The following is a 12,735-nucleotide window of genomic DNA, read 5'->3' as shown; positions in this document are numbered from 1 at the left end:
TCTCACCGGATCTCGCGGGGCCCCGGATGGCGCCGCCGGGCTGTCCGCGCGCGCCTGGGCCGGTGGTCCGGTGCGCTGGCACGTGACAACAGGGCTGGTCCGGACAACAGACTTCTCGTGACTACGCGACTCTTCGTGGAGGTGGAGCGGTGAGTGAACCGCGGTCCGCGCCGACGGTCGGCCAGGTCGTCCTCGGCCGACGCCTGCTCGACCTGCGGGAACGCGCCGGGATGAAGCGCGAGGAAGCGGCCCGCATCCTGCGCGTCGCCCCCGCCACGGTCCGCCGCATGGAGATGGCCGAGGTCTCGCTGAAGATCCCGTACCTCCAGCTCCTGCTGAAGGCGTACGGCGTCTCCGACGCGGAGGCCGACGCCTTCGTCCTGCTCGCCGAGGACGCCAACAAGCCGGGCTGGTGGCAGCGGTTCCACGACATCCTGCCGGGCTGGTTCTCCATGTACGTCAGCCTGGAGGGCGCCGCGGCGCTGATCCGCTCGTACGAGCCGCACTTCGTCCCCGGCCTGCTCCAGACCGAGGCGTACGCGCGTGGTGTGCTGAAGTCCGGCGCCATCGGCCAGACCCGCCCCGACGACATAGAGCGCCACGTCGATCTGCGGATGCAACGCCAGGAACTGCTCACCCGCGAGGACGCGCCCAGGATCTGGGTCGTGATGGACGAGACCGTGCTGCGCCGCCCGGTCGGCGGCCCGGAGGTGATGCGCGAGCAGATCGACAAGCTGATGGAGGCCACGGAGCTGTCCCATGTGACCCTTCAGGTGGTCCCGTTCGCGAACGGGCCGCACCCCGGCACCTACGGGCCCTTCGTGCTGTTCCGATTCGCCATGCCGGAACTCCCGGACATGGTCTACAGCGAGTACCTGACCGGCGCCGTCTACCTCGACGCGCGCGCCGAGGTGGCGACCCACCTCGAGGTCATGGACCGCATGGCGGCGCAGGCCGCTACTGCACATCGCACCAAAGAGATCCTCAGGGATTTCCGCAAGGAGCTGTAATGGATCGCATCACGTCCCAGCCCAAACCCCGGATCCGCGGTGAGCGGATCTACAACGGCATGCCCGCGCGCGAGCTGGGCAGCGAGGGCTGGCACAAGCCGTGGAGCGGTGGCAACGGCGGCAACTGCCTGGAGGCGATGAAACTCGCCGACGGCCGGATCGCCGTACGCCAGTCCACCGACCCCGACGGTCCCGCGCTGATCTACACGACCGACGAGATGACGGCCTTCATCCAGGGGGCCAAGGCGGGAAAGGCGGACTTCCTGCTGTCCTGACACGTACACCCGTTTGTTTTTGAGCACTTGACCCGCAGGCCGGACCAGACCGAACCGGACCAGACCGAACTGGACCAGACCGAACTGGACCGAAACCGACCAGTACTGACCGATCAGACCTGACCTGACCTGACCTCTGATCCCCCGACCCTTGAACCGAACTTCGCCTTGACTGATCACCGCAGCATGGACGCAACCCTCTGGAGCCCGTCATGACCGGTCAGCAGCCCGTCGAGATCGACACGACGAGACCGCACCCCGCGCGGATGTACGACTGGTACCTCGGCGGCAAGGACAACTACCCGGTGGACGAGGAGATGGGCCGCCAGATGCTCACCCTCGACCCGAGGGTGCCGGTGATGGCGCGCGTCAACCGCGCGTTCATGCAGCGGACCACGCGCTGGCTGGCCGGCCAGGGTGTGCGGCAGTTCCTGGACATCGGCACCGGCATACCGACCGAGCCCAACCTCCACCAGGTCGCCCAGGCAGTTGCCCCGGGCGCACGCGTCGTCTACTGCGACAACGACCCCATCGTGCTGGCCCACGCGGCGGCCCTGCTGCGCGGCGCCGACGAAGGGGCCACCGAGTACCTCCAGGCCGACGTCCGCGACCCGGACGCCATCCTGGAGGGCGCCGGCAAGATCCTGGACCTCGGCCGGCCCGTGGCGCTGTCGCTGATCGCCCTGCTGCACTTCATCTCCGACGAGGACGGCGCGCACGAGCTGGTCCGGCGGCTGCTGGCCGAACTGCCCTCCGGCAGCCACCTGGTGGTCACCCACGCGACCTCCGACTTCACGCCCGAGGAGTCGAAGGCGGCCACCGACAAGCTGAAGGCCGGCGGAGTCACTCTGGCCCTGCGCTCCCGCGAGGAATTCACCCGCTTCTTCGCCGGCCTCGAACTCGTCGACCCCGGCATCCAGGTACCCCACCTGTGGCACCCGGAACTGGGCGAACCGGTTCCCGGCCAGGACGACGGTCCCATCCCCGGCTACGGAGCGGTGGCCCGCAAGCCGTGACGTGACCGTGCGCCGACGGGCGTGGGGGAGTGCCGACGGGACGCAGGGGAGTGCCGACGGGACGCAGGGGAGTCGGACGGGACGTGGGGGAGTCGGACGGGACGTGGGGGAGTGCGCGGCGCGCTGGGGGCGTGTGCGCGGCGCGGGTGGCGGCAGCGGGGCCGCTCACCCGGGCGGCCCGGCAGCGGGGCCGCTCACCCGGGCGGCAGTATGCCGAGCAGCGCGTCGAGTGCGGCGCCGTAGGCGTGCTCCGAGGGAGCCGCGTACCCCACCACGAGCCCGTCGCGCGGCGCCATGTCCGTCTCCGGGTGCCGGAACTCGGCGAGCCCGTCCAGGGCGATGCCCTGCCAGGCGGCGGCCTTGAGGCTGGAGGGCTCGGTGCCGGGCGGCAGGCGCAGCACCGCGTGCAGCCCGGCCGCCACGCCGGTGACCACGACGTGCGGCGCCTGCGCGGCCAGCGCCCGGACGAGACGGTCCCGGCGCCCGCGATAGCGCTGCCGCATCCGCCGGACATGACGGTCGTACGCCCCCGAGACGATGAAGTCGGCCAGGCTGAGCTGGTCGAGGACGCTCACCCATGCCTCGCGGTCGCCCTTGACCGCGAGGACCGGGTCGACATACCGCTCCGGCAGCACCATCCAGCCCAGCCGCAGCGCGGGTGACAGGCTCTTGCTGACGGACCCGAGGTGGATCACCCGCTCGGGATCGAGGCCCTGCAGCGCCCCGACGGGCTTGCGGTCGTAGCGGAACTCGCCGTCGTAGTCGTCCTCCAGGACCAGCCCGGCCCGCGCGCGTGCCCAGTCGACCACGGCCGCCCGGCGCGCGGGGTGCAGCGGGCCGCCCGTCGGGAACTGGTGCGCCGGAGTGAGCAGCACCGCCCGCTCCCGCCCCAGCCGGTCCACCAGCGCCCCGTGCTCGTCGAGCGGCAGCGGCACGGTCCGCACACCGGCCGCCGACAGCAGATGCCGGTGGTACGGCAGTCCGTACCCCTCCACCGCCAGCGGGCCGCGCAGCACCCCGCCTCCGGCCGCACCCACGGCCCCGGCACCGAAGAGCAGCCGCAGGGCGTGCGCGAACCCCGAGCAGATCACGATCCGTTCCGGACGGGTCCGTACACCACGCGCGCGTGCCAGGTACTCCGCCAGCGCCTTCCGCAGCTCGATCCGGCCGGCCGGATCGCCGGGGCCGAACACCTCGTTGGGTGCCTGCTGGGTGCCGCGCCGGTAGGCGGCGAGCCAGTCCGCGCGCGGGAACGACGACACGTCCGGCGTGCCCTGTCGCAGGTCGTGCCGCGGCCCGCGCGCGCTCAGCGGCGCCTTCCTGGGCACGCGGGCGGTGCGCGGCACCGGCTCGGTCCGCTCCGCGACCCGGGTGCCCGAACCCTGACGTGCCGTCAGCCAGCCCTCCGCGACCAGTTCCGCGTAGGCGTCGGCCACCGTGTTGCGGGCCACACCCAGATCGGCGGCGAGCGAGCGGTACGGGGGCAGCCGCGTCCCGGGAGCGAGCCGGCCACCACGTACGGCGTCCCGGAGCGCCTGGATCAGCGCGGCCCGTCGGCCCCCGGGCCCGGACAGCTCCAGGTGCAGGTCGACACCGATCCGCTCCGCGGAATTGACCCACGATCTCGTCACGGAAATGCACCCTACAGCCGGTCTTTCCGGCTCGTAGATTGAACGACATGACGACCCACAGCAACGCGACGATCGCTCCTCCCGCCCCTCCCACTTCTCGTGCTCCGCTCACCTCTTCCACCTCTCCCGCCTCTCCCGCCTCTCCCACTCCCTCCGGTCCTCTCGCCGTCCGCGCCGGGCGGGAGCGCGTGGACTTCGCGCGGTCCGCGCCCAAGGTCTTCCGCGCGCTCATCGGCTTCGACGCCGCAGCCCGCGAAGGAATCGCCCCGGCCCTCGTCGAGCTGGTCCAGATCCGCGCCTCGCACCTCAACCACTGCGCGTACTGCCTCCACCTGCACACCAACGACGCCCGCAAGGCCGGTGAGAGCGAGGACCGGCTGCACATGGTCGCCGTGTGGCGCGAGGCCCCGCACTTCTTCACCGCGAAGGAGCAGGCGGCGCTCGCCCTCACCGAGGCGGTCACCTCTGTGGCCGACGCGGGAGTCCCGGACGACGTCTACGCCCGCGCCGCCGCCCACTTCGACGAGCCGGAACTGGCCCAGCTCCTCGCCCTGATCTGCGCGATCAACACCTGGAACCGGGTGGCCCTCGCGACACGGAAGGTGGCGGGCACGGATGAGCGCCGCCCGGCCGCCAAGAACACACGGCCCGCTCCCTGACGCACTGGACCCAGCCCTGAACCCAGCCCTGAACCCGGTCCTGAACCCGGCCCTGACCCTGACCGCAGCCCTGCCCCCCCGGCCCTGAACCCTGTCCTGGACTCAGGCCGTCATCGGCCGGTCGTACGGTCCGATCGGTGCCGGCATAGGTGAGGGGGCGCCGGTCAGATGGTGGTCGACGGCCGCCGCCACCGCCCGGCCCTCCGCGATCGCCCACACGATGAGCGACTGCCCCCGCGCGGCGTCCCCCGCGGCGAACACGCCGGGGACGTTGGTCGCGAACCGCGCGTCCCGCGCGATGGTGCCCCGCGGCTCCAGCTCCAGGCCCAACTGGTCCACCAGCCCGTCCTCGCGGTCCGGCCCCGAGAAGCCGAGCGCGAGCAGCACCAGGTCGGCGGGGAGGATCCGCTCGGTGCCGGGAAGCGGGCGGCGCCCGGCGTCCACGCCGGTCAGATGCAACTCCCGTACCCGCCCGTCCGCGTCGCCGGTGAACCGGAGCGTGGACGCCGCGAACAGCCGTGCGTCCGCGTCCGCCGCCGGTGCGGACCGCAGCTCGCCCGCCTCCTCGTGCGCCGCTGACAGGCGGTACAGCCGCGGATACGTCGGCCAGGGCTCCGCACCCTCGTCGCGTTCGGGACCCGGCTGTCCGTAGATGTCCAACTGGGTCACCGACGCGGCATCCTCCCGCACCGCCGTACCCAGGCAGTCCGCCCCCGTGTCGCCGCCACCGACGATGATGACGTGCTTCCCGGCGGCGGACAGCGGGGACACCTCCAGGTCGCCCTCGCGGACCCGGTTGGCCTGCGGCAGGTACTCCATCGCCTGATGCACGCCGGTCAACTCGCGCCCCGGCACCGCGAGGTCCCGCCACGCCGTCGCCCCCGTGGCGAGCACGACCGCGTCGTACCGGGCCCGCAACTCGTCCGCGGCGATGTCCCGCCCGGCCGCCGTCGAGGTCCGGAACCGGGTCCCCTCGGCCCGCATCTGGTCGATCCGCCGCTCCAGATGCCGCCGCTCCATCTTGAACTCGGGGATCCCGTACCGCATCAGCCCCCCGATCCGGTCGTCCTTCTCGTACACGACGACCGTGTGCCCCGCCCTGGTCAACTGCTGTGCCGCGGCCAGTCCGGTGGGCCCCGACCCGATCACCGCCACCGTCCGGGCGGACAGCCGGTCCGGTGGACGCGGGGGAGTGAAACCCTCCTCCCAGGCCCGGTCGGCGATGGCGCACTCGACGTTCTTGATGGTGACGGCCGGCTGGTTGATCGCCAGTACGCAGCCCGCCTCGCAGGGCGCGGGGCAGAGCCGGCCGGTGAATTCGGGGAAGTTGTTCGTGGCGTGCAGCCGGTCGCTCGCCGCCCGCCAGTCCTCCCGGGAGACCAGGTCGTTCCACTCGGGGATCAGGTTGCCGAGCGGACACGCCTCGTGACAGAAGGGGATACCGCAGTCCATGCAGCGGTCCGCCTGCTCGCTGATGATCGGCAGCAGGGCCCCCGGGACGTAGACCTCGTTCCAGTCGTGGACCCGCTCCCGTACCGGCCGGCGGGGCCAGTCCTCGCGGGGCGTGGTCATGAATCCCTTGGGGTCGGCCATGGCCGTCTTCCTTGCGTGCGCGGGCGCCGGGCCGTGTCTCGGCGACGGCACTCCCTGGCCCCACGGTACGTCCGGCCGGCCAGGCGCGCAGGGCGGCGGACACCGCCTTGGCGCAGGCCCGGTGATCGAGTTCATCGCGGCCACGCCCCGCGCCGGCGGCAACGGGGTCAGCCCCCGCCTCACGAAGACCAGGGCCGGGAAGCCGCAGAAGACACCGGCCACCAGACCCGTTCCCGGTACACCCGGTACACCCGGTACACCCGGTACACCCGGTACACCCGGCACCGTCAGCACGAAGTACGGCCCGTCGATCACCTCGCTTCGGCTCCCGCCCGCATCGGTTCCTCATCCTCGCCCCCTCCCCGAGTCAGCCGGCCTGCCCCCGTCCACCCGTCCGGCGGTGTCCGACCCGCCCTGCGCCTCCCCGGCGGAGCCTGCCGCATCATGGGCTCTGTGCGATGGGAAGCGATCACCTGGGACCGGCTCGGCGACCAGCTCGCCGAGCGGCTGCTCGACCTGAAGCCGGCCGACGGCGGCACCTGGCCGCGGATCGCCTTCGACGGAGCCCCGGCGGCCCGCCCCGGCGACCTCGCCGAGCACGTCGGTGAGGCGCTCCGCGTCCTCGGCAGACCCTCGCTGGTGGTCGGCACGTCCGGGTTCCTCCGCCCCGCTTCTCTCCGCCTGGAACACGGCCGTCAGGACGCCGACTCCTACTACGACGGCTGGTACGACACCGGGGCGCTGTGGCGCGAGCTGTTCGGCCCCCTCGATCCGGGCGGTGACGGGCGCGTTCTTCCCGACCTGTGGGACCCGGCCACCGATCGCGCCACCCGCAGCCCCTACGTCCGGCTCCCGCCCGGTGGCTTCCTCCTCCTGCACGGCCCTTTCCTGCTGCGCCATTGGTTCCCCCTCGATCTGAGCGTCCACCTCCTCCTCTCCCCGGGTGCCCTGCGGCGCCGTACGCCCGAGGCCGAGCGGTGGACGCTGCCCGCCTTCGACCGCTACCAGCGGGAGAGCGACCCGGCCGGCGTCGCGGACGTCCGGGTACGCGCCGACGACCCGCGGCACCCCGCCTGGAGCGGCTGACCCGACCGACCCTGCTCACCCGACCGACCTGCTGATCCGTGCCGCGCAGGCCGGGCCCGTCCGCCGGCGGTCCTCAGAGCCAGCCGTTGCGCCGGAAGCCCCGGTACAGCGCCAGGCAGGCGACGGTTATCACGCCCATCACCAGGCCGTAGCCGTACCGCCAGCCCAGCTCCGGCATGTGGCGGAAGTTCATGCCGTACACCCCGCAGACCATGGTCGGCACCGCGACGATCGCCGCCCACGCCGTGATCTTCCGCATGTCCGCGTTCTGCGCGACCGTGACCTGCGCGAGGTGCGCCTGGAGGATGGAGTTGAGCAGTTCGTCGAAGGCGGCGATCTGTTCGGTGGCCCGCAGCAGGTGGTCCGAGACATCGCGGAAGTACGCCCGTATCTCCGGGCCGACCACCCTGATCGGCCGGGTGGCCAGCTCCTCCAGCGGCCGGTCCAGCGGCACCACCGCGCGCTTCAGCTCCAGGAGTTCACGCTTGAGCTGGTAGATGCGCCCCGGATCGACCCGCGCGCCGTCCTCCGCGAACACGGCCGTCTCGACGTTGTCCACGTCCACCTGCACCGCGTCGATGACGGTCAGGAAGTCGTCGACGACATGGTCCGCGATCGCGTGCAGCACCGCCGACGGCCCCTTGGCGAGCTGCTCCGGATCGGACTCCAGCCCCTCCCGCAGCGGGCCGAGGGAACCGTGCCGTCCGTGCCGCACGGTCACCACGAAGTCCTCGCCGACGAAGACCATGATCTCGCCGGTGCTCACCACCTCGCTCGTCGCCGTCAACTCCTCGTGCTCGACGTAGCAGACGGTCTTGAACACGGCGAAGAGCGTGTCCCCGTACCGCTCGACCTTCGGGCGCTGATGCGCCTCGATGGCGTCCTCCACCGCCAGCGGATGCAGGTCGAAGAGGTCGGCGATGCCCGCGAACTCCTGGTCCGTCGGCTCGTGCAGCCCGAGCCAGACGAAACCGTCCCCACGACGCCGCACCCGCTTCACGGCATCGACCAGGTCGGCCCCCTCCGGCGTGCGGACGCCTTCCCGGTACGTCACGCAGTTGACCACCGAGGAACCCAGCGGAGAGCGCGCGGGGTGACTCAGGTCGACGCGCGGACGCCGCCGGGCGAGCCGTGCGACCCGGCGCAGCCCGCCGACCCCGCCGAGGCTCGTGACCTTCCGCAGATTCCCTGCCATGGACATCCGGATCTCTCCCGTGTGGATCACGCCGCGCGGTGTCTCCCGCGCTCTGCCGCGCCAGTCTGCCAGCCCGGTGCGAGCCGTGTGCGAGCCTGTGGAAAGGGGAGATTCCGCTTTGTTCCCGGCTGTGGACAACCGGAATTCGGACCGAGGTACCGGTGCGGTGCCGGAGCGTCGACCACTTCCGACAAGACGGGCAACTGGAATGATCGCGGCATGACGCGAACCGACGGGTATCTCCTCGACAATCGGCAGACCGAGGCGGCGGAGCGTTTCGACGCCTTCGCCACCCTCTTCGACCCCGCGACGTTCCGGCACCTGGCAGCCCTCGGCGTCGGGCCCGGCTGGCGCTGCTGGGAGGTCGGCGCCGGCGGTACGTCCGTGGTGTCGTGGCTGGCCAAAAAGGTGGGGCCCACCGGACGGGTCGTCGCGACGGACATCGACACCTCCCTGCTGGCCCCGGCCGCCCGCACCCCGGTGGAGGTGCGGGTGCACGACGTGGGCGCCCAGGAACCGCCGGGGGAGGGCTTCGACCTCGTGCACGCCCGGCTCGTCCTCGTCCACGTGTCCGAGCGGGAACGGGCGTTGCGGGCGATGGTCCAGTCGCTCCGTCCCGGCGGACGCCTCCTCGTCGAGGACGCCGACCCCGCGCTGCAGCCGCTGCTCTGCCCCGACGAGCACGGCCCCGAGCAGCAGTTGGCGAACCGGCTTCGCCACGCCTTCCGCCAGTTGCTCAGCCGCCGCGGCGTCGACCTGTCGTACGGCCGCCGGCTCCCGCGCCTGCTGAGGGAGGCCGGCCTGCACCGGGTGGAGGCCGACGCCCACTTCCCGGTGACCTCACCCGCGTCGGCCGCCCTGGAGTCCGCCACGGTCCGTCAGGTCCGCGACCAACTGGTCACCGCCGGGCTCGCCTCGGACCAGGACATCGACCGGCACCTCGCGAACGTCGCCTCCGGCTCGATGGACCTGGCCACGGCCCCGATGATCTCGGCGTGGGGACGCAAGCCGTAACCGCACCCCGCGGGACCCGCGCCGCGGCGGCCGCACCCCGGCCGGTCGAGCCCGCCGGACGGAGGCGGGAACGCCCGCGGGCCGGCCGGCCGCCGCCCGAGCCGTCCGCCCGAGCCGTCCGCCCGTGGCGCAGTCACCGGGCGCCTCCGGAGGGCCTCGCACCCACCCGTCCGACCGCCAGGGCACCCGCCCGGCACCCTTCCTCCGCCGCCTCCCGCGCTCCCGCGCCCGCCAGCAGGGCGGTGAGGAACGCGCCGGTGAAGGCGTCACCGGCGCCCGTGGTGTCCCGGGGCGCGGTCGGCACGGCGGGGATCCGTGCGCGTACGGTGCCACCGCGCGCCACCACCGCGCCGTCCGCTCCCAGCTTGGCGACCACCAGCGGTACCCGCCGGCTCAGTTCGGCCGCGGCGTCGCCCGCGTCCGGCCGCCCCGTCAGCAGACACGCCTCGGCACGGCTGGGCAGCAGGACCTCCACCCCGGCGACGAGATCGAGGAACCGGTCGGTGCCCCACTCGGTGAGGAACCCGGCCGACGCGGGATCCAGACTCACCGGCACCCCACGCGCGCGTGCCGACCGAAGGGCCGTCAGCGCCAGCGCCCGGCTCGACGCGGAGAACAGGAGATAGCCCGACAGGTGCAGGCGCCCGACGCCGTCGAGCAGTGCGTCCGACCAGTCGGCGGGCGCCAGCCGAAGCGACGCCCCGCTGTCCGTCAGGAAGGTGCGCTCGGCCGAGGCGCCGGAATCGACCAGGCAGATCACCGTGCCCGTCGGCGCCTCCTCGTCCACCACCAGCAGGGGCCGTACCCCGGACGCCACCAGCTCACGCTCGTGCCAGGCAGCCGCGTCCGTGCCCACCCGGCCGAGGAGCCGCACGTCCGCGCACCCCCGGTGCGCGGCCCAGCAGGCGACATTGGCGCCCGCCCCGCCGGGGAGCCGCCGGATCGAGGCGGCCGTGTCCGTGCCGGCGGCCAGCGGCCCGCTGTGCCGGGCGACGATGTCGGTGACGACGTCCCCGATCACCAGCAGCGCTCCCCCCGGCTCCGTCAGGGTGCCCGGCCGGACCGTCACACCCGGCCCCCGGCCGTACCCGGCACCCGGGTCACGCCCGGACCCAGGCCGCCGCCACCCGCGCCGCCAGCCGTACGTTGCCGCGCACCGCCGCCAGGTTGGCGTCCAGCGAGGCCCCGTCGGTGTGCCGGACCAGGTGACCGAGCAGGAAGGGGGTGACAGCCTGTCCCGTGACGCCCTCCCGCTCGCACGCGTGGAGCGCGTCGGCGAGCACACGCGCGTGCAGCTCGGGATCGAGCTGCTCCTCCTCGGGTACGGGGTTGGCGACGATCAGTGCCGACCCGGGCGCCCCCAGCGCGTCCTGCGCCCGCATGACCCGCGCCACCTGCTCCGGTGTCCGCAGTGTCCAGTCCACCGGATGGCCCGAGTCCGACAGGTAGAAGCCGGGGAACCGGTCCGTGCCGTACCCGGCCACCGCGACGCCCAGGGTCTCCAGGCGCTGCAACGTGGCCGGTACGTCCAAGACCGACTTCACCCCGGCACAGACCACGGTGATCCGGGTACGCGCGAGCAGCCCCAGGTCCGCGGACTCGTCCTGAGTGGCCGTCCACTCCCGGTGCACCCCGCCGAGCCCGCCCGTCGCGAACACCCGGATGCCCGCCCCGGCCGCCAGCAGCGCGGTCGCCGACACCGTGGTGGCCCCGCTCGCCCCGATGGCGAGCGCGAGCGGCAGGTCGCGGTGGCCGAGTTTGCGGATACCGTCCTCGCCGGCGACCCGTTCCAGCTCCTCCTGGTCGAGCCCCACACGCGGCCGGCCGTCCAGCACCGCGACCGTGGCCGGAACGGCCCCCTCCTGGCGCACCGCCCGTTCCAGCTCCCGCGCCACCTGGAGATTGCGGGGGCGGGGCAGGCCGTGCGCGATGATCGTCGACTCCAGGGCCACCACCGGCCGGCCCGAGCCGAGCGCCTCCCGCACCTCTTGCGACACCACGAGCACCACGGGTACGCCTCCTGTCCGCCGGTCCTCCCTCATCTCTGGCGGGCGCCGCGCCGGGCCAAACCCTTGCGCCGCGCCGGGCCAAACCCTTGCGCCGCGCCGGGCCGGGCACGAGCCTCGCGCCATGACGGAGAACACGGCACGCCTCGACCACGTCGTCCTCTGGGTGCGCGACCCGCTCGCCGCGGCCCGCTTCTACGAGAAAGCCCTGGCGATGGAGCCCCTGCGGACCACCGAGTTCGCCGCCGGCACGGTGTCCTTCCCCTCCGTGCGCCTCAACGAGGAGACCATCTTCGACCTCGCCCCGCTCGCTCTCGCCGAGTGCATGACGATGCTGCCCGACGCCGCCGGCAGCGCCGGACACCCCGTCAACCACGTCTGCCTGGCACTGCCCGAGCACGACTTCGACGCGCTGCGCAGCCGCCTGGAGGAACAGGCGGTCCCCGTCTCCGGGCTGTCCCACGACAATTTCGGCGCCCGGGGGATGGCCAGGCGCAGTTTCTACTTCACCGACCCCGACGGCAACATCCTGGAGGCGCGGCACTACGCCTGACCGCCCGACCGGAGGGCGCGCCCTCCGGGGTGGCTCGCTCACCCGGCAAGCGCGCAGGGGAGTCCGGGCCGCCGTCAGAACAGCGGCTCGGGCAGCACCCCCTCCAGGGCCAGCAGCGTCCGCTTGGCGTCCAGGCCGCCCCCGAACCCCCCGATGCCGCCGTCGCTCTCCACGACCCGGTGACAGGGCACGACGACCGGCAGCGGATTGGCGCCCATCGCCGCCCCCACCGCCTGAGCGGCCCCGCGCTGCCCCACTCGCCCGGCGAGATCGCCGTAGCCGACGACCGATCCGTACGGGACGGAGGAGGCCAGTTCCCGCAGGACCCGCCGGTTGAACCCGGATATCAGGGACCAGTCCAGCGGCAGGTCGAAGTCGTGCCGGGCACCCTCGAAGTACGTCCGGACCTGCGTCACCGCCTCCGCCAGCAACGGGGAGCCGGGCGCCCGCTCGGGCTCGGTGCCCAGCCGGGACGCGAGCCGCTCCAGGGCCCGGTCCAGGACCGGGCCGGTGGCGTGGAAGACCACGTTGACCAGTCCCTCGCGGGTCGCGGCGAGCAGCAGCGGACCGATGCCGGTACCGACCACGGTCCACACCACCCGCCGGTCCCCGGCCCGCTGCCCGTCCTGCCCTCGGCTGTCCATGCGCCCCACCGTACGGCCCGCCACTGACAACGCCCCGGGAGGCGGACGGCCCG

Annotated in this window: 13 protein-coding genes; 7 read left to right on the top strand and 6 right to left on the bottom strand. The window is 73.2% G+C overall.

Features of this window, described 5'->3' with window-relative positions; all coding sequences use genetic code 11:
- Window positions 1-149: 149 nt before the first annotated feature.
- From ABEB00_RS28245 to ABEB00_RS28235, 3 genes are all read left to right on the top strand, one after another.
- Entirely contained in the window at window positions 150-1,010 is an 861-nt protein-coding gene (locus ABEB00_RS28245) for a helix-turn-helix domain-containing protein (RefSeq protein ID WP_345623249.1), read from the top strand.
- Window positions 1,010-1,285: a DUF397 domain-containing protein gene (locus ABEB00_RS28240; protein ID WP_345623248.1), complete on the top strand. Its 276-nt coding sequence runs from the start codon at window positions 1,010-1,012 to the stop codon at window positions 1,283-1,285. Before ABEB00_RS28245 ends, ABEB00_RS28240 begins: the two co-directional genes overlap by 1 nt.
- Window positions 1,286-1,497: 212 nt before the next feature.
- Window positions 1,498-2,301 (top strand): SAM-dependent methyltransferase, encoded by an 804-nt coding sequence (locus tag ABEB00_RS28235; protein WP_345623247.1) that lies wholly within the window; start codon window positions 1,498-1,500, stop codon window positions 2,299-2,301.
- Between the two features lie 194 nt (window positions 2,302-2,495).
- On the opposite strand, the gene pdxR is transcribed toward ABEB00_RS28235, so the two are convergent.
- Window positions 2,496-3,932 (bottom strand): MocR-like pyridoxine biosynthesis transcription factor PdxR, encoded by a 1,437-nt coding sequence (gene pdxR, locus ABEB00_RS28230; RefSeq protein ID WP_345623246.1) that lies wholly within the window; start codon window positions 3,930-3,932, stop codon window positions 2,496-2,498.
- A gap of 47 nt (window positions 3,933-3,979) precedes the next feature.
- On the opposite strand from pdxR, the gene ABEB00_RS28225 reads away from it, so the two are divergent.
- A complete protein-coding gene (locus ABEB00_RS28225; RefSeq protein WP_345623245.1) occupies window positions 3,980-4,591 on the top strand; it encodes a carboxymuconolactone decarboxylase family protein in 612 nt (203 codons plus the stop codon).
- Window positions 4,592-4,693: 102 nt separating this feature from the next.
- Here ABEB00_RS28225 and ABEB00_RS28220 read toward each other — a convergent pair whose 3' ends face one another.
- A complete protein-coding gene (locus ABEB00_RS28220; protein ID WP_345623244.1) occupies window positions 4,694-6,184 on the bottom strand; it encodes a glutamate synthase subunit beta in 1,491 nt (496 codons plus the stop codon).
- 453 nt (window positions 6,185-6,637) lie between these two features.
- Between ABEB00_RS28220 and ABEB00_RS28215 the strand changes: the two genes are divergently transcribed.
- Window positions 6,638-7,270, top strand: a complete 633-nt coding sequence (locus tag ABEB00_RS28215; protein ID WP_345623318.1) for a nucleoside/nucleotide kinase family protein — start codon at window positions 6,638-6,640, stop codon at window positions 7,268-7,270.
- 73 nt (window positions 7,271-7,343) lie between these two features.
- Here ABEB00_RS28215 and ABEB00_RS28210 read toward each other — a convergent pair whose 3' ends face one another.
- Window positions 7,344-8,471: a magnesium and cobalt transport protein CorA gene (locus ABEB00_RS28210; protein ID WP_345623243.1), complete on the bottom strand. Its 1,128-nt coding sequence runs from the start codon at window positions 8,469-8,471 to the stop codon at window positions 7,344-7,346.
- Between the two features lie 213 nt (window positions 8,472-8,684).
- Here ABEB00_RS28210 and ABEB00_RS28205 point away from each other — a divergent pair, with 213 nt between their 5' ends.
- Window positions 8,685-9,479, top strand: a complete 795-nt coding sequence (locus ABEB00_RS28205) for a methyltransferase domain-containing protein (RefSeq protein WP_345623242.1) — start codon at window positions 8,685-8,687, stop codon at window positions 9,477-9,479.
- A gap of 133 nt (window positions 9,480-9,612) precedes the next feature.
- Here ABEB00_RS28205 and ABEB00_RS28200 read toward each other — a convergent pair whose 3' ends face one another.
- Both ABEB00_RS28200 and ABEB00_RS28195 read right to left on the bottom strand, forming a co-directional pair.
- The gene (locus tag ABEB00_RS28200; protein WP_425586582.1) at window positions 9,613-10,548 is read right to left on the bottom strand and encodes a carbohydrate kinase family protein; all 936 of its coding nucleotides are present in this window, start codon (window positions 10,546-10,548) and stop codon (window positions 9,613-9,615) included.
- Between the two features lie 31 nt (window positions 10,549-10,579).
- Window positions 10,580-11,488 carry a pseudouridine-5'-phosphate glycosidase gene (locus tag ABEB00_RS28195; RefSeq protein WP_345623240.1) on the bottom strand — a complete coding sequence of 303 codons (909 nt, stop codon included), beginning with the start codon at window positions 11,486-11,488 and terminating at the stop codon, window positions 10,580-10,582.
- Between the two features lie 121 nt (window positions 11,489-11,609).
- Here ABEB00_RS28195 and ABEB00_RS28190 point away from each other — a divergent pair, with 121 nt between their 5' ends.
- Entirely contained in the window at window positions 11,610-12,038 is a 429-nt protein-coding gene (locus ABEB00_RS28190; RefSeq protein WP_345623239.1) for a VOC family protein, read from the top strand.
- A gap of 74 nt (window positions 12,039-12,112) precedes the next feature.
- On the opposite strand, the gene ABEB00_RS28185 is transcribed toward ABEB00_RS28190, so the two are convergent.
- Window positions 12,113-12,682: a methylated-DNA--[protein]-cysteine S-methyltransferase gene (locus tag ABEB00_RS28185; protein ID WP_345623237.1), complete on the bottom strand. Its 570-nt coding sequence runs from the start codon at window positions 12,680-12,682 to the stop codon at window positions 12,113-12,115.
- Window positions 12,683-12,735: the final 53 nt, after the last annotated feature.

This window comes from Streptomyces ziwulingensis (assembly GCF_039542605.1).
Classification (GTDB): domain Bacteria; phylum Actinomycetota; class Actinomycetes; order Streptomycetales; family Streptomycetaceae; genus Streptomyces; species Streptomyces ziwulingensis.
This window is presented reverse-complemented; position numbering and strand designations above follow the sequence as displayed.